Annotated in this window: 20 protein-coding genes; all 20 read left to right on the forward strand. The window is 30.5% G+C overall.

What is annotated here, in order from left to right; genetic code table 11:
* Nucleotides 1–26: 26 nt before the first annotated feature.
* The 20 genes from J4863_RS00745 (at nt 27) to J4863_RS00840 (ending at nt 19,463) form a co-directional block, all read left to right on the forward strand.
* Nucleotides 27–1,535: an acetaldehyde dehydrogenase (acetylating) gene (locus J4863_RS00745; RefSeq protein ID WP_211618546.1), complete on the forward strand. Its 1,509-nt coding sequence runs from the start codon at nt 27–29 to the stop codon at nt 1,533–1,535.
* Between the two features lie 16 nt (nt 1,536–1,551).
* Nucleotides 1,552–2,325: a cobalamin adenosyltransferase gene (locus tag J4863_RS00750; RefSeq protein ID WP_211618547.1), complete on the forward strand. Its 774-nt coding sequence runs from the start codon at nt 1,552–1,554 to the stop codon at nt 2,323–2,325.
* Nucleotides 2,326–2,340: 15 nt separating this feature from the next.
* A complete protein-coding gene (gene eutD, locus J4863_RS00755; protein WP_211618548.1) occupies nt 2,341–3,003 on the forward strand; it encodes an ethanolamine utilization phosphate acetyltransferase EutD in 663 nt (220 codons plus the stop codon).
* A gap of 12 nt (nt 3,004–3,015) precedes the next feature.
* Nucleotides 3,016–3,642 carry an ethanolamine utilization protein gene (locus J4863_RS00760; protein ID WP_211618549.1) on the forward strand — a complete coding sequence of 209 codons (627 nt, stop codon included), beginning with the start codon at nt 3,016–3,018 and terminating at the stop codon, nt 3,640–3,642.
* A 17-nt stretch (nt 3,643–3,659) separates the two neighbouring features.
* Nucleotides 3,660–3,908 (forward strand): EutN/CcmL family microcompartment protein, encoded by a 249-nt coding sequence (locus J4863_RS00765; RefSeq protein ID WP_211618550.1) that lies wholly within the window; start codon nt 3,660–3,662, stop codon nt 3,906–3,908.
* A 66-nt stretch (nt 3,909–3,974) separates the two neighbouring features.
* The gene (locus tag J4863_RS00770; RefSeq protein WP_211618551.1) at nt 3,975–4,313 is read left to right on the forward strand and encodes a hypothetical protein; all 339 of its coding nucleotides are present in this window, start codon (nt 3,975–3,977) and stop codon (nt 4,311–4,313) included.
* Nucleotides 4,314–4,359: 46 nt separating this feature from the next.
* Complete coding sequence (locus J4863_RS00775; protein ID WP_211618552.1) at nt 4,360–5,478, forward strand: 1-propanol dehydrogenase PduQ; 1,119 nt, start codon at nt 4,360–4,362, stop codon at nt 5,476–5,478.
* Between the two features lie 92 nt (nt 5,479–5,570).
* Entirely contained in the window at nt 5,571–6,149 is a 579-nt protein-coding gene (locus J4863_RS00780; protein ID WP_211618553.1) for an ANTAR domain-containing response regulator, read from the forward strand.
* A complete protein-coding gene (locus J4863_RS00785; protein ID WP_211618554.1) occupies nt 6,142–7,542 on the forward strand; it encodes a sensor histidine kinase in 1,401 nt (466 codons plus the stop codon). Before J4863_RS00780 ends, J4863_RS00785 begins: the two co-directional genes overlap by 8 nt.
* A gap of 17 nt (nt 7,543–7,559) precedes the next feature.
* The gene (gene eutA / locus J4863_RS00790) at nt 7,560–8,990 is read left to right on the forward strand and encodes an ethanolamine ammonia-lyase reactivating factor EutA (RefSeq protein WP_211618555.1); all 1,431 of its coding nucleotides are present in this window, start codon (nt 7,560–7,562) and stop codon (nt 8,988–8,990) included.
* Nucleotides 8,991–9,026: 36 nt separating this feature from the next.
* Entirely contained in the window at nt 9,027–10,391 is a 1,365-nt protein-coding gene (locus J4863_RS00795; RefSeq protein WP_211618556.1) for an ethanolamine ammonia-lyase subunit EutB, read from the forward strand.
* A gap of 12 nt (nt 10,392–10,403) precedes the next feature.
* Nucleotides 10,404–11,294, forward strand: a complete 891-nt coding sequence (gene eutC, locus J4863_RS00800) for an ethanolamine ammonia-lyase subunit EutC (RefSeq protein ID WP_211618557.1) — start codon at nt 10,404–10,406, stop codon at nt 11,292–11,294.
* A gap of 91 nt (nt 11,295–11,385) precedes the next feature.
* Nucleotides 11,386–12,036 carry an ethanolamine utilization microcompartment protein EutL gene (gene eutL / locus J4863_RS00805; RefSeq protein WP_211618558.1) on the forward strand — a complete coding sequence of 217 codons (651 nt, stop codon included), beginning with the start codon at nt 11,386–11,388 and terminating at the stop codon, nt 12,034–12,036.
* 202 nt (nt 12,037–12,238) lie between these two features.
* On the forward strand, nt 12,239–13,372 hold the full coding sequence (gene eutH / locus J4863_RS00810; RefSeq protein ID WP_211618559.1) for an ethanolamine utilization protein EutH: 1,134 nt from the start codon (nt 12,239–12,241) through the stop codon (nt 13,370–13,372).
* 89 nt (nt 13,373–13,461) lie between these two features.
* A complete protein-coding gene (locus J4863_RS00815; protein ID WP_371815582.1) occupies nt 13,462–14,559 on the forward strand; it encodes a haloacid dehalogenase-like hydrolase in 1,098 nt (365 codons plus the stop codon).
* A 70-nt stretch (nt 14,560–14,629) separates the two neighbouring features.
* Nucleotides 14,630–15,097 carry a cupin domain-containing protein gene (locus J4863_RS00820; protein ID WP_211618560.1) on the forward strand — a complete coding sequence of 156 codons (468 nt, stop codon included), beginning with the start codon at nt 14,630–14,632 and terminating at the stop codon, nt 15,095–15,097.
* Between the two features lie 360 nt (nt 15,098–15,457).
* On the forward strand, nt 15,458–16,036 hold the full coding sequence (locus tag J4863_RS00825) for a lipopolysaccharide assembly protein LapB (protein ID WP_211618561.1): 579 nt from the start codon (nt 15,458–15,460) through the stop codon (nt 16,034–16,036).
* A 130-nt stretch (nt 16,037–16,166) separates the two neighbouring features.
* On the forward strand, nt 16,167–17,018 hold the full coding sequence (locus tag J4863_RS00830) for an ATP-binding protein (RefSeq protein ID WP_211618562.1): 852 nt from the start codon (nt 16,167–16,169) through the stop codon (nt 17,016–17,018).
* A gap of 75 nt (nt 17,019–17,093) precedes the next feature.
* Nucleotides 17,094–17,915, forward strand: coding sequence for an undecaprenyl-diphosphate phosphatase (locus J4863_RS00835; protein WP_249111534.1), 822 nt, complete (start codon nt 17,094–17,096; stop codon nt 17,913–17,915).
* Between the two features lie 3 nt (nt 17,916–17,918).
* Nucleotides 17,919–19,463 (forward strand): coproporphyrinogen III oxidase, encoded by a 1,545-nt coding sequence (locus J4863_RS00840; RefSeq protein ID WP_211618563.1) that lies wholly within the window; start codon nt 17,919–17,921, stop codon nt 19,461–19,463.
* Nucleotides 19,464–19,478 lie beyond the last annotated feature (15 nt).

Below are 19,478 nucleotides of genomic sequence, written 5' to 3' on the forward strand. Positions count from 1 at the left end.
AAATTGTTTTAGAGAGGAAATGAAAAATGGATAAAGATTTACAATCGATACAAGAAGCGAGAGATTTGCTAGTAGCAGCAAGTCAAGCTCAAGAAATATATGCTGGATTTTCTCAAGAACAAGTTGATGAAATAGTAAAAGAAGTAAGTGAAGAAGCAAGAAAACATGTTACAGAATTGGCAAAAATGGCTTGCGAAGAAACAGGATTTGGAAATTGGGAAGACAAAGTAATTAAAAATAAATTAGCGGCAATAGATGTTTACGAATCTTTCAAAAATGAAAAAACAGTTGGAATTTTAAATGAATACAAAGATGAAGGAATAATTGAAATTGGAGTTCCAATGGGAGTTATTGCGGCTTTGATACCTTCTACAAATCCAACTTCAACTGCGATTTATAAAGTATTGATTTCATTGAAAGCAGGAAACGGGGTTGTAGTAAGTCCTCACCCAAATGCGAAAAACAGTATTATTAAAACAGTTGAATATTTGATTGAAGCGGCTGAAAGAAAAGGTGCACCAAAAGGATTGATAGGAGTTATTAAAACACCTACATTACAAGCTACAAATGAATTGATGAAACATAAATTAACATCATTGATTTTAGCAACAGGTGGAGAAGCAATGGTTAGAGCGGCATACAGTTCTGGAACACCAGCAATTGGAGTTGGACCAGGAAATGGACCTGCATTTATTGAAAAAACAGCTGACATCAAAAAAGCAGTAAAAAGAATAGTTCAAAGTAAAACTTTTGATAACGGAGTAATTTGTGCTTCTGAACAATCAATCGTTGTGGAAAGAGAAGTAAAAGATAAAGTTGTTGAAGAATTGAAGGCACAAGGAGCTTATTTCTTGAATAGAGAAGAAAGAGATAAAGTTGGAGCAATCTTGATGAGAGCTAACAATACAATGAATCCAAAAATTGTTGGAAGAACAGCACTTTACATAGCTTCAATGGCTGGAATAACAGTTCCAACAAATACAAAAATTTTGGTTTCAGAAGAAACAGAAGTGTCACATTTTAATCCATATTCGAGAGAAAAATTGTGTCCAGTATTAGGATTCTACTGCGAAGAAAATTGGGAAAAAGCTTGTGAAAGATGTATTGAAATATTGAAAAATGAAGGAATTGGACATACAATGTCTATGCACTCAAATAATGTTAATGTAATTAGGGAATTTGCCTTGAAAAAACCAGTTTCAAGATTGTTGGTAAATACACCAGCGACATTAGGTGGAGTAGGAGCTACAACTAACTTATTGCCAGCATTAACATTAGGATGCGGAACAGTTGGAGGAAGTTCAACTTCTGATAACATTGGACCAAAAAATTTAATAAATATTAGAACAGTTGCATATGGACAAAAAGAATTGGAAGATTTAGTTAAGAAGCCGTGTGTAAGTGAATTGTCAGATGTTGTGGGGAATGCTGTAAAAGAAGCGACAAATTTGGGAAGTAATGATGTAGATGTAACAAATGCAAAGGAAATTGAAGATATTATAAAACAAGTGTTAGATAAAATCTATCAAAAATAGATAGGGTGTGATAAATATGCCAGTAATAACTGAAGAAAAGTTAAGAAAACTTGAAAAGGATGGCGTTTTAGACCAATTGGTTATTGAAGAAAAAGATATTCTCACACCGTCAGCAAGAGAATTTTTAAATAAAAAAAGAATTTCTTATGATCGAAATAGAGAGAAAAAAGAAGAAAAAGAAGAAAAATTGGAAATTCAGAAAAAAGATGATAAAAAATTAGCAATGGAAGAAGCAAAACCGAAAAGACAATATCGAGATTATGTAACAGGTGCGATTTATGATAAAAAACCTGAATTTATGACTCAGATATTTGGCGATAATCTAGTTGTTAAAAATCATAAAAGAATAATTTTGCGTGGTAAATTTGACACTTTACAGGCTGAAACTATTAAATTTTGGAAAAAATATGAAAAAAATAAAAAGTTGGAAGCCGATTTTGCACAAGCATATAGATTTATAAGAGATTTATTTATTAGTGAAATGGTTGATTCAGAATTTAAAGAGAGAGATGTTCTAGGATATGATATTGACACATTAAAGGAAATTACTCACAATACGCATAAATATTATAAAACAGGGCATTTGTTTGAAATAAATGTAGAATATGACGAAAAGGTTATTGATATAAACTGTTTGAGAGCGTTGTCTCGGGAATGTGAAATTGCAGCTGTGGATGCTTTTTATCACGAAGGGAAAACGGAAAGATTGGATATATTAAAGGCTTTGAATAGATTGAGTAGTATTTTCTATTTAATGATGTTAAAGGCGAACAATGGAGATTATAAATAGGAACAGGAGCAAAATATGGAAAGAGCGGAATTAGAGAAAATTATTAGAGAAAAATTGAAAGAAATAATGGAAAATTCTAGCGAGCAATCTGTTTCAGAAAAAAAAGATAATTCATTTATGGTTGAGGCATCGGGAAGACATGTTCATTTGTCCAAGAAACATCTTGAGTTCTTATTTGGAAAAGGGTATGAATTGACGAAAGTGAAGGATTTGTCTCAACCGAATCAATATGCAGCTAAAGAGAGAGTTAGAGTGATAGGACCTAGAGGTGAGTTTTCAAATGTTGTTATTTTAGGTCCTTGTAGATATTTTACTCAAGTGGAATTATCGTTGACGGATTGTAGAGATATTGGAGTGAAAGGTGTTATTCGTGAAAGTGGAGATATTAAGGGAACTCCTGGAATTTTGATAGGTGTTGGAGATAAATATTTGCAGTTAGATGAGGGAGTTATCGTTGCAAAAAGACATATTCATATGACACCAGAAGATGCAAGACGACTTAATGTAAAAGATAAAGAAATTGTAAAAGTGAAAATAAACAGTGAAAGACCTGTAATTTTTGATGATGTGCTAGTGAGAGTTAAAGATAGTTTTAGATTGGCTATGCACATTGATTATGATGAAGCTAATGCGGCTGGGTATGTTTCTGGAGTAACAGGAACTATTATCAAAGAGTAGGCGGTGATGTGTATGCTCAATGAAGAAATGCTCGAAATTATTTTAAAAAAGGTGTTGGAGGAACTTTCAAGAAAAGGAATAGATATAAGCTCTAGAAAAAATCAAGAAGAAAAGCCGATAAAAGTTAGTTTTTTAGGAAAAGATAATCTTTTGAAGGATGAATTAAAAACTTATGCGAAAATAAATGATAACATTGATTTTAAAACATTTTTTGAAAGTTTAGAAAAGGCAGATTCAGAAAAATTAGTCGTATCTGATTTAAGTATTGATGAATTGGTGGACTTATCGCAAGGTAGAAAAAATATTGTGACAGAATTTCTTTTAAATTCGAAGGAAGTATTTTTGGTGGAAGAGGGCTTGGAGTATAAGAGATATCAGAAGCCAGAAGCTTTGATAAAAGTGTATGATAGTTATTTTCAGAATTTGAAGGAATTTGGAGTGAAAGTGCTTAAAAGAGTGGAAATCTCAAAAATGTTTACAAAACGAGAAGAATTTTCTATCAGTGGTGTGATTACAAAAGATAAATTACAAAAGTTATCGGCTGAAAATCAGAAAATTATTGTGAAAAAAGGTAGTAAAATAACATCACTTGCAGATGAGTACATAAAATCAAATAATATACAATTAGAGTACGAATAGAATGAAAGAGGGAGAAAATGCTAATAGGAACAATTATTGATAATATTTGGGCGACAAGAAAAGATGAAAAGTTAAGTGGTCTAAAACTTATGGTAGTGGCAATTGAGGGAGAAAAGAAAACAATTGTTGCGGCAGATTATATTGGAGCTGGGATTGGCGATAGAGTGATTATCGTTACAGGCAGTTCTGCAAGAAGGGTATTTGATGCGGAAACACCAGTAGATGCAACAATTGTTGGAATTATTGATGAGCTTGAAACTAAATAAAAGTTAGATAAATCAAAGTTTTTAAGTAACAAGTCGATTGATTAAAAAATAGAAGAGGAGTAAAAAATGAAAAAAAAATTAATAACAATAAAAAATTACTTGGACTATGTGTGTGACGGTAAGTTTATTGTAACAAGTGATATGATTATTACTCCAGGTGCAAAAGATAAGATTAGAGCAGCAAATTTAGAAACAATTTACGAAAAAGAAAAATGTTGTGTTGCTCATGAAAACAAAAATGAAGGAACTTGCAAAAAAAATGATTGTGAGGGAAACAGAAACGAGATAAAAAGTAGTGAAGAATTAGAGAAAAAAATTATCGAAATTCTTTTGAAAAAATTTAATATCACGGATGTAGAAAGAGTAAAAGTAATACTTAAAAAAGTTAAAGAGAGTATTAAATAATTTTAAGAACCAAAAAATGGGAATAAAAAAGAGGAGTGGTGTTTAGATGAGTTTATTTCATATAAAACCAAAAATATATTACGGATCAGACTCCTTGGATATATTGAAAACTTTAGAAATGAAAAAAGTTTTTATCGTAACTGATAAGACAATGGTAAAATTAGGAGTTATCAATAATATTACAGATATTTTGAAGGAAAGAAATGTTGAAATTGAAGTTTATTCGGATGTAAATCCAGATCCGAAAGATGAAGAAATAATAAAAGGAATGTTGGATTTTGTTTCTTTTGATCCAGATTGTGTAATAGCTTTGGGAGGAGGTTCTCCAATTGATGCTTGTAAAGGAATACTTTATTTTGTGAAAAAAATTAAAAGAGCAATGAATGAAACTGAAAAGTTAACTTTTATTGCAGTACCAACTACGAGCGGAACAGGATCAGAAGTAACAACTTATTCAGTAGTTACATCAGGTAATAAAAAAATACCTTTGAGTGATGTGGAAATGTTGCCAGATATAGCGATTTTGAATCCAGTGTTCACAGAAACATTGCCACCAGCAGTTATTGGAGATACAGGAATGGATGTTTTAACTCATGCAATTGAAGCATATGTTTCAGCTAATCCAAATTTGTTTTCAAGAACATTGGCGATTGGAGCAATAAGAACGGTATTTTCTGATTTAGTGAAAAATTATGAAAATCCATCATTAGAAAAAGAACGAACAAATATGCAAATAGCGTCTTGTATGGCTGGAGTAGCTTTTAGCACTTCATCATTAGGAATTAATCACAGTGTGGCACATTCAGTTGGAGCGTTATTCCACAAACCTCACGGAAGATTAAATGCAGTTTTAATGCCAAAAATTATAGCGTTTAATGCTAAAAATCCTGCTGCGAGAAAAGCATACTGTGAAATAGCTAGAGCATTAGATTTTATACCAAAAACTGAACAAGAAGGAGTAGAAATCTTAATAAAAGGGATTGAAATGAGAAACGCAAAAATGGGAATTCCAAAAAGATTGAGAGATTTAGGAATACCAAAAGATGAATATTTCAAACAAATTGATAAAATTATAAACGATATTGAAAATGATATGTGTACGGAATACAATCCTAGAAAATTTAGTTATGCAGAAATTAAAGAACTTCTTGAAGAAGTTTATTAAAATTAATTTATAAATTTGGAAGTAATAAACGATAAGAAAAATTAAAATGAAAATTTTATAGATTGAGTTTTTAATTTAAAGGAAAGATGAAGATGGAGAGAATATTAGTTGTAGATGATGAACCAATAACAAGAATGGATATTTCCGAAATACTTAAAGAAGCAAATTACAATGTGGTTGGAGAAGCAAAAGACGGCTACGAAGCGATAGAAAAATGTGAACAATATAAACCAGATTTTGTAATAATGGATGTAAAAATGCCACTTTTAGATGGTTTAAAAGCTGCAAAAGTAATAAATGAAAAGAAATTATCAAGAGGTGTTGTTTTATTGACTGCTTATTCAAATAAAGAGTTTATCGAAGAGGCAAAGAAAATAGGAATAATAGGTTATATAATAAAACCAATTGATGAAAAATCATTTATTCCGAATCTTGAAATCATATTTAGTAAACAGGAAGAATTTGAAAAATTAGAAAAGAAATATTTAAAAACAGCACAAAAATTGGAAGATAGAAGGAAAATTGATATAGCAAAAAGTATTTTAATGAGAAACCAGAACCTATCAGAAAATGAAGCATACGAATATATTAGAAATTTGAGTATGAACAAAAGAACTGATATGGGGAAAATAGCAGATATCATTATATTAACTGGAGAAAATAATGATTAGAGAAATATGCGAAAAATTTACAAATTTACCAGAAAGTAGTATCAGAAAGTTAGAAAAAATCTCAGAAGGGTTGCCAGTTTTGAGTGAGTTGTTGGAAACAGACATATTTATTGACTGTTTGGTGGATAGTGATAGAGCGATTGTTGTAGCAGAAGCAAATCCTGAGCATACTTCTAATTACACGAAAAGCGTGGTTGGAGAATATGCTTACAGAAAAAATGAACCTGCAGTGATAAGGACGCTGGAAACTGGTCATCCTTCGAGAGATTACAAGGCTTTGACGCAAGAAAGTAAATATGTTACTCAAAATGTCGTTCCAATTACAGATGATGAAAATAAAAAGATAATTGCATCACTAATTGTGGAAGAGAAGATGAATGGAAATCAGACTAATGAAATAAAATTTTTGACGGATACGACGAAGGAAATACTGTTAAATTCATTGAAAATGTCACAAGAAAGAAAAATCATAAATTATGTGAAAGATGGAATAATTATTTTTAACGACAAGGGAATTTGTATTTATCAAAATGTGAAAATAAAAGAACTTTTTAAAGAAATTAACTACAAAACATCTATTTTAGGAGAACATTTTGATAATATAGTGCCAGATAGTATAAAATTTTCTGATCTTGTAAATAAGAAAGAAGGATGGAATACAGAAATTTTTATTGCGGATAAAGTCTTAAGATTAGAGTATTTTTTCATAAAACATGAAGTAAAAAAAAATTTAGTTTTGTTTTTGAAAGATATAACAGATATAAAAATAAAAGAAAAAGAGCTAATGTTAAAATCTGTTGCGATAAAGGAAATTCATCATCGAATAAAAAATAATTTGCAGACGATAGCGAGTTTACTTAGAATGCAGGCACGAAAAGCGGAAGATGAATCGGTGAAAAAGATTTTAAATGACAGCATAAATAGAATTTTGAGTATTTCAATAACTCATGAAATGTTGGCTCAAAATGGATTTGATAATTTAAAAATTCAAGAAGTTATAAAAAAAATTTTGAGAAACTCGGTTAGAGAGAATATAAATGAAAATTTGAATTTAAAAATAAGTATCGAAGGCGATGATTTTCAGATAAATTCTGATAAAGCAACAACAATTGCATTAATTATTAACGAATTAATAGAAAATTCTGTAAAACATGCTTTCAAAAATAAAAAATGTGGTACAATTATAGTAGGAATAAAAAATGAAGGAGAAAAAGCAAGAATTTCTGTTGTCGATAATGGAATAGGAATGGAAAATAGAAAGATAAAGAAAAATAGTTTAGGATTACAAATTGTGAAAAGTCTCGTAAAAGATAAACTTGATGGGGACCTAAATATAAAATCGGATAATAATGGAACAAATATAAGTTTTGATGTAAAATTGGATCAAAACTAGAAAGAAAAGGTACGAAAATGACTGAAGAGATATTGAGCGTAGGAATAGATATTGGAACATCTACATTACAACTTATATTTTCTAAAATTTATATAGAAAATAGAGGTTCATCTTTTACTGTTCCTCAAATAAAAATAATTGGAAAAGAAGTAATTTATAGAAGTGAAATCTACGAAACTCCATTAATATCGGAAACAGTGATAGATACGAAAAATGTAAAAAAAATAATTGAAAATGAATATAAAAAAGCAAATATTAAATATGAAGATGTATCAACAGGAGCTGTTATTATAACAGGAGATACAGCTAGAAAAGAAAATGCGAAAGAAGTTTTGGAAACATTAAGCGGAATGGCTGGAGATTTTGTTGTAGCTACGGCTGGACCTGATTTAGAAAGTATTATTGCAGGAAAAGGTTCTGGAGCATATACATTTTCTGAAGAAAAAAACACAAGTATTGTAAATTTTGATGTAGGTGGTGGTACGACAAATAATGTAATTTTTAATAGAGGTGAAGTTGAAGATACGACTTGCCTTGATATTGGTGGAAGACTTATAAAATTTGATGAAAATCGTAAAATTAAATATATTTTTGAGAAAATGTTTGAGATTGCGAAAGATGTGGATGTGAGCATCAAATTAGGCGATTATGCAGATGAAGCCAAATTTAGAAAAATTGCAAAAAGAATGGGACAATTGATATTTGAAAGTGTTGGGATTTTTCCAAAGACAGAGTTGTACAGAAAAATTGTGACAGATAAAGATTTTAGAAAAAATATTAAAGATATAAAATACTATTCATTTACAGGTGGAGTAGCTGATTTTATATACGGAAGAAAAGAAGAAGATAAATTCAAATATAATGACATCGGGGTCATTTTAGGAGAAGAAATCTTGAAAATAATTGAAGAAAAACAAATTAATTTGAAACAATTGAGTGAAACAATTGGTGCGACTGTTGTTGGAGCTGGAAATCATACGACTGAAATAAGTGGAAGTACGATAACTTATTCAGAAGGAATTTTCCCAATTAAAAATATCCCTGTATTAAAATTAACCGAAGAAGATGAAAGTGTAAAAGGAATCGAGTTAGAAGAGATTATTAAGAGAAAATTAGAGTGGTTCAATTTGAAAAAAGAGGATAAAAATGTTGCGATTGGGTTAAGAGGAAAGCATAATATGGACTATTTGGAAATAATGGAGTTGGCAAAAGTTTTTTCTAACATTGCAAAAAGTGAGATAAATTCTAAATATCCAATAATAATTATTGTTGAAAATGATATGGCAAAAGTTTTAGGACAGTGTATGAAATTGGAATTAGCTGGTAGAGATATAATTTGTATCGATAGCGTAAAGGTGCGTGACGGAGATTATATCGATATTGGAGAGCCTTTAGGAAGTGGAAATGTTTTACCCGTTGTAGTAAAAACATTAGTCTTTAGTTATTAAGATTGAAAAATTAATATTTTTTGAGAGGTGGCAGTAATGATATTAAAAACAAGATTATTTGGACATAGTTACGAATTTAAAAGTGTAAAAGAAGTTCTAGCAAAAGCGAATGAATATAAATCAGGAGATGAACTAGCGGGAGTGGCAGCAGCAACTGCTGAAGAAAGAGTAGCAGCAAAAGCTGTCTTAGCAGAATTAAAATTATCAGATTTAAGAAATAATCCAGTTATACCATATGAAGAAGATGAAGTTACAAGAATCATTCAAGACGATGTAAATGAAAAAATTTATGATGAAATAAAAAATTGGACAGTTAGTGAATTTAGAGAATGGTTATTAGATTTGAAAACTACAGGGGATAAAATTAAAAGAGTTAGTAAAGGTTTGACAAGTGAAATGGTTGCAGCTGTTGCTAAATTAATGAGTAATATGGATTTAGTTGTGGCAGCGAAAAAAATTAGAGTTAAAAAATTCTGTAACACAGAAATTGGTGGAGAAGGAATTTTGGCAGCAAGATTACAACCAAATCATACAACAGATGATCCAGATGGAATTATGTTGTCAGTTTATGAAGGATTGAGCTACGGAGTTGGAGATGCATTGTTAGGATTGAACCCAGTAGATGACAGTGTTGATAGCGTTATGAGAGTTTTACAAAGATTCCATGAAATTAAAACAAAATGGGATATACCAACACAAATCTGTGTATTGGCACACGTAACAACACAAATGGAAGCTGTAAGAAGAGGAGCACCAACAGATTTGATTTTCCAAAGTATTGCAGGTTCGCAAAAAGGAAATGAAGCGTTTGGAATTGATGGAAAAATGATTGAAGAAGCTAGACAATTAGCTTTGAAACATGGAACAGCAACAGGACCAAATGTAATGTATTTTGAAACAGGACAAGGTTCAGAATTATCATCAGAAGCACATCACGGAGCAGACCAAGTAACATTGGAAGCTAGATGTTATGGATTCGCAAAAAGATTTGATCCATTTATTGTAAATACAGTAGTTGGATTCATTGGACCAGAATATTTGTATGACAGTAAACAAGTTATAAGAGCTGGTTTAGAAGATCACTTTATGGGTAAATTGACAGGAATCTCAATGGGAGTTGACGCTTGTTATACAAACCACATGAAAGCGGATCAAAACGATATTGAAAACTTAGAAATGTTATTATCAATTGCAGGAGTTAACTATTTCATGGCAATTCCAGCAGGAGACGATATAATGTTAAACTATCAAACAACATCTTATCATGATGATGCAGCATTAAGAAACTTAACTAATGCAAGACCTATAAAACCATTTGAAGAATGGTTAGAAAAAATGGGAATAATGAAAGATGGTAAACTTACAGAAAGAGCCGGAGATGCTTCAATTTTCTTAAAATAGGGAGGAAAAACAATGTTATCAGATAAAGAGTTAATGGAATTAATAGAAAAAGTGGTTAAAGAAACAGGAAATATGTCAGAAAGTAAAGTAGCAGAAGTAGCCGCTAAAGTTTCTGAAAAAGTTGGTAGCGATATTGAAGATGGAGAGTTGAAAGATATAGGAAAAATCAATATAAAAGACCAATTGTTAGTTGACAATCCAGAAGATAGAGACGAATATATGAAATTAAAACAAAGAACGTCAGCAAGATTAGGAATTGGAAGAGCTGGAACTAGATTTAAAACAGATATTTTGTTAAGATTTAGAGCTGACCATGCTGCTGCTCAAGATGCTGTGTTTAACGATGTTCCAAAAGAATTTTTAGATGAAATAGGATTGTTTGAAGTGACTACACAATGTGAAAGTCGTGACCAATACATAACAAGACCTGATTTAGGAAGAAAAATTAGTGATGAAGGTATAAAAATAATAAATGAAAAATGCAAAAAAAATCCGAAAGTACAAATTATTGTTTCAGATGGATTGAGTTCTACAGCAATCGAAGCTAATGCTAAAAACATTTTACCAGCATTGGAAAATGGATTAAAAGGATACGGAATTGATACAGGAACTACATTCTTTGTAAAATATGGAAGAGTTGGAGCAGGAGACCACGTAGCAGAATTAGTAAATGCCGAAGTTGTATGTATTTTGATCGGGGAAAGACCTGGATTGACAACAGCTGAAAGTATGAGTGCTTATATTACTTACAAGGCATATGTGGGAATTCCAGAATCAAAGAGAACAGTTGTATCAAATATTCATAGAGATGGGACACCTTCAGCAGAAGCAGGAGCTCACATTGCTACATTAATTAAGAAAATATTAGATGCTAAAGCGTCTGGACAAGATTTGAAATTATAAAAATTTTGAAAATATAAAAAATAAATTTTTTGAATAATTTTTTTGAAATAAAAAGTTGTAAAAATTTGATTATAAAAATCAGGAGGAAAATATGAAAGGCGATAGATTGAAAGCTAGTGTATTAGCTACGAGATTAATACCAAATGTAGACCGTGGAATGGCAAAAGAATTAGGATTGTCAGAAGGTCATAGAAGTATTGCGATTTTAACAGCTGATTGCGATGATGTAACATATACAGCATTGGATGATGCGACTAAAAAAGCCGTTGTAGAAGTTGCTTATGCGAAATCATTTTATGGTGGTGCTGCAAATGCAAATACCAAATTAGCAGGAGAAGTAATTGGAATTTTATCAGGACCAACTCCAGCTGAAGTAAAAAGTGGACTTGACGCAGCAGTAGACTTTATCGAAAATGAAGCTGCATTTATAAGTGCAAATGATGATGATTCAATCGCATACTACGCTCATTGTATTTCAAGAACAGGAAGCTATTTGTCAGAAGCTTGTGGAATAAAAGAAGGAGAAGCAATCGCATATTTAATTGCACCGCCATTAGAAGCAATGTATGCTTTAGACATAGCACTTAAATCAGCAGATGTTCAATTAGTAACATTCTACGGACCACCTTCAGAAACAAACTTTGGTGGAGGTCTATTAACTGGAAGCCAAGCCGCATGTCAAGCTGCATGTGAAGCATTCGCCGACGCAGTTAAATCGGTTGCAGAAAAACCATTAGATTAATTGATAATTCTAAAAAAAGAATTATAATAATAGAATTGCCTTAAAATTTATGCAAATTCCGCTAAATTTACAAAATTTCCCTTTAAATGAGGCAATTCTATATTTTTCTATAAAACTGTGAAATTACGAAAAATTAGGAATTTTAAAAATCAGAGTTTGAGAGCGGCGATTGAGTTCTCATAAAAAAACGGAGGGATTCAAAATGGGTATAGATAAAATAATAATGTATATAATGGTAATATTCATGATAATTGGTGGAATAGACAAATGTCTAGGAAATAAATTTGGTTACGGAGAAAAATTTGAAGAAGGAATAATGGCAATGGGATCTTTAGCCTTAGCAATGGTTGGGATAATAGCATTAGCACCAGTTTTGGGAGAAGTATTAAAACCAGTCGTAACACCTATATATAAAATGTTAGGTGCGGATCCTTCAATGTTTGCGACAACTTTGTTAGCAACTGATATGGGTGGAACTCCACTTGCATTTAAATTGACAACAGATGTACAAGCTGCTAAATTTGCTTCATTTATTTTAGGATCAATGATGGGACCAACAATAGTATTCACAATTCCAGTTGCATTAGGAATAATCGAAAAAGAAGATCGTCCATTTTTAGCAAAAGGAATTTTGGCAGGAATGACAACTATACCAATAGGGTGTTTTTTTGGAGGAATTATAGCAGGAATGCCTGTAATAATGGTACTTAAAAACTTAATTCCAATAATTATATTTTCAATATTAATTTGTATAGGATTATGGAAAATACCAGAAAAAATGACAAAAGGATTTTCAATATTTGGACAAGCAGTTGTTATAATCATAACTTTAGGATTAGTTGTAGCAATCATTCAAGCTTTAACACCTATAACAATAATACCAGGAATGGATTCAATATACACAGTTTATGATCAAGCAGCAAAAGAACTTAAAATGGGTGGAATTGAAACTATAGGTGCAATTGCAATTGTATTAGCAGGAGCATTCCCATTAGTTCATTTCATAACACAAGTATTCAAAAAACCGTTGACAGCGATAGGAAAAGGACTTGGTATGAATGAATCTGGAGCAGCAGGGCTTGTTGCCACATTAGCAAATAATATTCCAATGTTTGGTATATTAAAAGATATGGATTCAAACGGAAAAGTAATGAATATTGCATTTGCAGTAAGTGGTGCTTTTGTATTCGGAGACCATTTAGGATTTGTAGCAGGTTACGCTAATGGAGCTTACAAAGACATGATGTTCCCAATGATAGTTGGAAAATTAGTGGCAGGAATAACAGCAATATTTGTAGCAAAAATGTTGTTTTGTAAAAAAGGAAAAAATGCATAAATAATTAGTACAAATTAAAAAATTAAAATGTTCAGAAATTCGGAGGGATTCTTATGTTTAAGAAAATGGCGATGGTGTTTTTGATAGCGATCTCTTTGAACGGATTAGCGGCTAATCTGGATGAAGGAAGATGGGTTCCTGAAAACAAAGAAATTTTATCAAAATTAATTGACGATAATAAAAATCAAGGAAATTATGTGGTATTCGATTGGGATTACACATCAATTTATCAAGATACACAAGAAAATTTATTTAGATATCAAATTGACAATTTGAAATTTGATATGACTCCAAAAGAGTTTGCTAAAGCGATTAGAAAAGATATTCCTTTAGATAATTTTGCAAAAGGTTATGAAAATGCTAAAGGAGAAAAAATTAATATTACAAAAATTGGTAACGATTTAGATAAAAGATATGCATTTTTGTATGAAAATTATATAAAAAATAAAAAGATGAGTTTGGATGAAATTAAGAAAACTGAAGAATTTAAAGATTTTAGAGGGAAATTAGCATTTTTATATGAAGCGATAGGAGGAACTTTTTCACATGACATCGCCTATCCATGGGTATTATACTTATTCAACGGAATGACAAAAGAAGAAGTTCAAAAATTGGCAAAAGAAGCTAATGATTATGGAATTGGAGATAAATTAGGTAAATATACAATTGAATCTAGCGATAAATTATTAGGTGAAGCTGGAAAAATAGTTTATGAATACAAGAGTGGATTGAGAACACAACCTGAAATCGCAAATTTATTCCACGAATTTCAAAAAAATGGAATTGAAGTTTACATAGTTTCTGCATCTCTTGAAGATATCGTAAAAGTTTTTGCAAGTGATAAATCATACGGATACAATCTAAAACCAGAAAACGTGTACGGAATGAGATTGGAAATGAATAAAGATAAATATTTGTCTCAATATAAAAAAGGTTATCCACAAACTCAAACAAAAGGAAAAGTGGAAACAATAAATAAATTTTTAAAACCAAAACATGGAGGGAAAGACCCTATTTTAGTAGCAGGAGATAGTGGTGGAGACGAAAATATGCTTACAGAATACAAAGGAACTAAAGTTTTACTTCTTATGAAACGAAAAGGAAAATTGGATGACGTTGCAAAAGATAAAAGAGCTTTAATTCAAAGAAGAAATGAACAAACAGGATTATTAGTTCCTGAAAATTAGGAATGAGATAACCGATTATTATCAAAAGTAGATATATTCTCAATTTTGAGATAAGAGGAGAGATGACAAAATGGGATTACAAGATTTAGATAGAGAAACTTTAGAAAAATTATTGAGAAAAGTAGTGGCAGAAGAATTAAGCAGAAAAGCTGGAGATAGTTTTGAAAAATATATGGACCCAAGCGGAGTTGGAGTTGTAAAAATACCAACTGTTAAACCAAAAAAATTCGATACAGGAAATCCAAATGACAAAGTGTACTTAACTGATGTTTTTACAATTGATGAAAGCAAGAGATTGAGTTGCGGAGTAATGGAAATGGAAGAATCAGCATTCGATTGGACGTTGAATTATGATGAAATTGATTATGTAATAGAAGGAACTTTAGAAATAATCGTAGATGGAAGAAAAGTTGTTGGAAATAAAGGTGAAGCAATTTTAATTCCTAAAGGTTCAAAAATTCAATTCAGCGCACCAAAATTTGCAAGATTTTTGTATGTGATTTATCCAGCTGATTGGCAAGAAAAATTAGAAAAATAGAATATTTTTATAAGAGTAGAAAGTTTTTTCTGCTCTTTTTTTCTCTAAATTTCAATCTAAAAATTTTTATTTTCTGGTTTACTAAAACCCCCATTTATGATAAAATAAAGTGAGAAAAAATGTGATGATATCACTTCAAAAAAGTAATAAAAAATTGATTTTTGAAGGATTTTGAATATAAAGAATTTTAGTAAATAGGATATAGTCAAATTGTCTGTAAAAATGGAAAATACTAAAAAAGTAAAACTAATGAAAGGAGAGGCTACTTAAAATATTGATTGACTAATTTTAAATTTAAAATTTAAAATTGAAAAAAATTAGAATAAAAAAATAATTAGTTAGAAGTAGCAAAAAGATATAATGCTAGAGACAATGATATTTAGAGAGATTAGATACAATGAAAATAATGAGCAACTTCTTAAAGAAAATTTGAAAAAAATTGCTGAAAATCCAAATGATATAGAAGTTTTGCAAACATTAGCTTCGATTTATCATGCATTAAAAGAAAATGACAAAGCAATAGAAATATACGAAAAATTAGTTAAGTTAAAACCAGAAAATTATACAATTAGAGCATTTTTAGGATATTTGTATTACGAAACTGAAGATTTGGATAATGCGGAAAAGTGCTTTGAGGAAGTTTTGGATAATATTTCAGAACCTTTTGTAATGTTTCTTTTGGGAAATGTTTATGCGAGGAAAGGGAAAATATCGACAGCAGTAAATTGTTATGAGTTGGCGATATTCCTTGATTTTGACATGTATATAGCGCATATTGATTTTGCGAGAAAATATGAGCATATGGGAAGACATAAAGCGGCATTGAAAGAGTATAAAGCTGCGTATGAAATTGATTCAAGAGATGAAGGATTGGTAGAAAAAATCGAATATCTTGAAGAAAAATGTAAGAATAATACTGAGAATGAAAAGGCTCATTAATTCTGGTGTTATTTACAATTTCAAAAGTAAAAATTTTAAAATCGAGCTAGTGAAAGCTCGTTTTTATTTGTTAGGAAATTAAAAAATTATGGAAAATTAAAAAATAAATTTAAAATCAAAAGGAGGAAAAATGGTAAATTTATTGTGTGATGCGATAATACCTGACGGGCCTATGAAAGAGGTCGATGAAATCGAAGATAGCCTGAGAACAAAGTACAAAAAGTCAATTTTATCTAAATTTTTAAAAGCAATAAATGATTTTGATCTTGTACAAGATGGCGATAAAATAGCGATTGGAGTGTCTGGTGGAAAAGATAGTTTGCTTTTAGTGAAACTGTTTCATGAATTGAAAAAGGATAGAAGAAGGAATTTTGAATTTAAGGCAGTTAGTTTAAATCCAGGATTTAGAGATAGCGATTTGAATCAATTTAAGCAAAATTTAAAGAATTTGAACATTGATTGTGAAATAATTGATACGAATATTTGGGAAATTGCAAATGAAAAAGCAAAAGACTATCCGTGTTTTTTATGTGCAAAAATGAGAAGAGGAATTTTATACAAAAAAGTTGAAGAATTTGGGTTCAATAAATTGACATTAGGACATCATTTTGATGACGTAATTGAAACAACACTAATAAATATGCTTTATGCAGGAACAGTTAAAACAATGACTCCAAAAGTATCATCAACTTCGGGGAAATTGGAGTTAATAAGACCATTAATTTACGTAAAGGAAGCCGATATAATTGACTATACAAAAACAAATGGAATTAGAGCGATGAACTGTGGATGTACAATAGAAGCTGGAAAAACGTCAAGCAAAAGAAGAGAAGTAAAAGATTTATTAGCAGCTCTAGAAGAAAAACATCCAGGCGTAAAACAAAGTGTCTTCAATTCTATGAGAAACATCAATTTAGATTACGTTTTCGGCTACACTCGTGGAAATAAAAGCGATAAAACTGAAGATTTGGCAGATGAATAGACAATAGGTTTTGTTAGAAAATTTTACAAAATATTTAAATAAATTCAAAAAAAGAATTTTAGGAAAGGAAAAATTATGTTAGAAATCATAAAAGTTTTTATACTAAGTCTAGTAGAAGGACTTACAGAATTTATACCTGTCAGTAGCACAGGTCACATGATACTTGTAGATCAATTTTTGCAATTATCAAAAAATGAGGAATTTGCAAATGCCTTTAAGATAATCATACAGTTGGGAGCAATTTTATCAGTAGTTGTATATTATTGGAAAAGAATTTTTCCATTTGCAAAAGGACTTAGTAAAAGTCAGCGAATGGATATTATTCAAATGTGGATAAAAATAGTAATTGCAGTAATTCCTGCGGTTGTTTTAGGATTATTGTTTGATGATGTTATTGACAAATTATTGTTTAATTCGGTAGTTGTAGCAATAATGCTGATTGTTTATGGAGTTATACTTATTTGGCTAGAATCTGGCAAAAAAAAGGAAGGTAAAATTACTTCAATTACTCAAATGCCTATAAAAACTGCAATTGGAGTGGGACTATTTCAATGTCTTGCAATGATTCCTGGAACTTCAAGATCTGCAGCTACTATTATTGGAGGAGTTTTACTTGGATTGAATAGAGTACTTGCAACAGAATTTTCATTTTTCCTTGCGATTCCTACAATGCTTGGAGCTACTCTTTTAAAATTGGTAAAACTTGGGACAGCATTAAATGGTTATGAATGGTTCTTGATTGCACTAGGTTTTGTATTATCATTTATTTTTGCTTATGCCGTTATAAAAGTGTTTATGGATTACATCAAAAAGCATGATTTTAAAGTGTTTGGTTACTACAGAATTATTTTAGGGATTATTGTTTTATTGTTATTTTTCATGGGAGTGATAAAATAGAAAATGATAATTTCGAATATAGAAATCAATAAAAATAAATTTGAAGAATTTGTAAGGGTTTTGTTACTGGAAAAGTATGAAATTTTAGATGAAAATTCTAGAAAAAATGTTTTTTTTGAAGTAATAGAAAATTTTGAAAAAATTGAAGTAAAAGCAGTTTTGACAAATGAAAAATTTTTAGAGGACAATGAAAAAGAAATTGAAGAAAATTCAAAAATAAAAATTGAGGTTTTAAAAGATTTTGAGATAAAAATGCTGGATAAGGCGAAAATATTGAAAGAGATTGATTTTTCATATGAAAAAATTTGTGATGATTATTTTGATCAGGCGGAAGTTATGATGAAAAACGTGTTGATGAAATTGTTTGGGAAGGAAAAGTCTTACAAATGGGGAACGCTGATTGGAGTGAGACCGACTAAAATTGTAGGAAGATTTTTGAAAATGGGACTTTCATATGAAAAAATTTCTGAAATATTGGAAAATATTTATTTGGTTAGCGAGATGAAACGAGATTTGCTGATTGGAATTGTGAAAAGACAAGAGCCGTATTTAGATAAGGAAACAATCGGAATTTATATTGGAATTGCTTTTTGTCCTACCAAATGTTCGTATTGTTCGTTTCCTGCATATTTGTTGCGAGGGAAGTATGCTGAGAGATATTCTGAATATATCGAGTCGATCTACCGAGAAATTCGTGAAATTGGCGAGTTGACACGTGAATTGAATCTAAAAATAAATACGATTTACATTGGTGGTGGGACGCCTTCAATTTTGACAGCTGAAGAGATCAAGAAAATGTTGGAAACAATTAAAGAAAGCTATGATTTAAGTTATTTGAAGGAATTTACGTTTGAGGCTGGACGGATTGATACGCTGAATGAGGAAAAATTGACGATTATTAAGAATTATGGGATTAACAAAATTAGTATAAATCCGCAATCGTTTAATGAGACGACATTAAAACTCGTAAATCGTTATCACGACAGAGAACAGTTTGATTTTGTTTACAAACTTGCAAAAAATCTTGGGTTAGAAATAAATATGGATTTAATTTTGGGATTGCCACGTGAGACGACGGAAGATATTTTACACACGATGGACGAAGTTGCGAAATATGACATGGAAAATTTGACAATTCATAATTTAGCAATAAAAAATGCGAGTAAACTAAATAAGGAAAATTACAAGCATAAAGATGTTTTGGATTATGAAATGATTTTTAAAAAAATTGATGAAGTTACGATGAATAAAGGATTGAAGCCATATTATATGTATCGTCAAAAAAATAGTTTTCAGTGGGGAGAAAATCTAGGTTACGCACTTGATAATTGTGAGTCGATTTACAATATTGAGATGATTGAGGAAAATAAGACGATTATTGGGATTGGTGCTGGTGCAATTACAAAGTTGATTTGGCAAGATGAGATGTTAAAGAAGGATAATATAAAAAGGATTGTGAATCCGAAAGATCCGCTTGTTTGGATGAATGAATTGGATGAGCGGTTGGAAAAGAAAAAAGGGGAAATAAAAAAATTATTTAAAAAATAGGAAAAATAAAAAGGT

Source organism: Leptotrichia sp. oral taxon 221 (assembly GCF_018128245.1).
GTDB lineage: Bacteria > Fusobacteriota > Fusobacteriia > Fusobacteriales > Leptotrichiaceae > JABCPH02.

Bases quoted from the DNA above. Each gene is read 5' to 3' on its own strand.
- J4863_RS00745 (WP_211618546.1), top strand. From the start codon at position 27: ATGGATAAAGATTTACAATCGATACAAGAAGCGAGAGATTTGCTAGTA.
- J4863_RS00750 (WP_211618547.1), top strand. From the start codon at position 1,552: ATGCCAGTAATAACTGAAGAAAAGTTAAGAAAACTTGAAAAGGATGGC.
- eutD (WP_211618548.1), top strand. From the start codon at position 2,341: ATGGAAAGAGCGGAATTAGAGAAAATTATTAGAGAAAAATTGAAAGAA.
- J4863_RS00760 (WP_211618549.1), top strand. From the start codon at position 3,016: ATGCTCAATGAAGAAATGCTCGAAATTATTTTAAAAAAGGTGTTGGAG.
- J4863_RS00765 (WP_211618550.1), top strand. From the start codon at position 3,660: ATGCTAATAGGAACAATTATTGATAATATTTGGGCGACAAGAAAAGAT.
- J4863_RS00770 (WP_211618551.1), top strand. From the start codon at position 3,975: ATGAAAAAAAAATTAATAACAATAAAAAATTACTTGGACTATGTGTGT.
- J4863_RS00775 (WP_211618552.1), top strand. From the start codon at position 4,360: ATGAGTTTATTTCATATAAAACCAAAAATATATTACGGATCAGACTCC.
- J4863_RS00780 (WP_211618553.1), top strand. From the start codon at position 5,571: ATGGAGAGAATATTAGTTGTAGATGATGAACCAATAACAAGAATGGAT.
- J4863_RS00785 (WP_211618554.1), top strand. From the start codon at position 6,142: ATGATTAGAGAAATATGCGAAAAATTTACAAATTTACCAGAAAGTAGT.
- eutA (WP_211618555.1), top strand. From the start codon at position 7,560: ATGACTGAAGAGATATTGAGCGTAGGAATAGATATTGGAACATCTACA.
- J4863_RS00795 (WP_211618556.1), top strand. From the start codon at position 9,027: ATGATATTAAAAACAAGATTATTTGGACATAGTTACGAATTTAAAAGT.
- eutC (WP_211618557.1), top strand. From the start codon at position 10,404: ATGTTATCAGATAAAGAGTTAATGGAATTAATAGAAAAAGTGGTTAAA.
- eutL (WP_211618558.1), top strand. From the start codon at position 11,386: ATGAAAGGCGATAGATTGAAAGCTAGTGTATTAGCTACGAGATTAATA.
- eutH (WP_211618559.1), top strand. From the start codon at position 12,239: ATGGGTATAGATAAAATAATAATGTATATAATGGTAATATTCATGATA.
- J4863_RS00820 (WP_211618560.1), top strand. From the start codon at position 14,630: ATGGGATTACAAGATTTAGATAGAGAAACTTTAGAAAAATTATTGAGA.
- J4863_RS00825 (WP_211618561.1), top strand. From the start codon at position 15,458: ATGCTAGAGACAATGATATTTAGAGAGATTAGATACAATGAAAATAAT.
- J4863_RS00830 (WP_211618562.1), top strand. From the start codon at position 16,167: ATGGTAAATTTATTGTGTGATGCGATAATACCTGACGGGCCTATGAAA.
- J4863_RS00835 (WP_249111534.1), top strand. From the start codon at position 17,094: ATGTTAGAAATCATAAAAGTTTTTATACTAAGTCTAGTAGAAGGACTT.
- J4863_RS00840 (WP_211618563.1), top strand. From the start codon at position 17,919: ATGATAATTTCGAATATAGAAATCAATAAAAATAAATTTGAAGAATTT.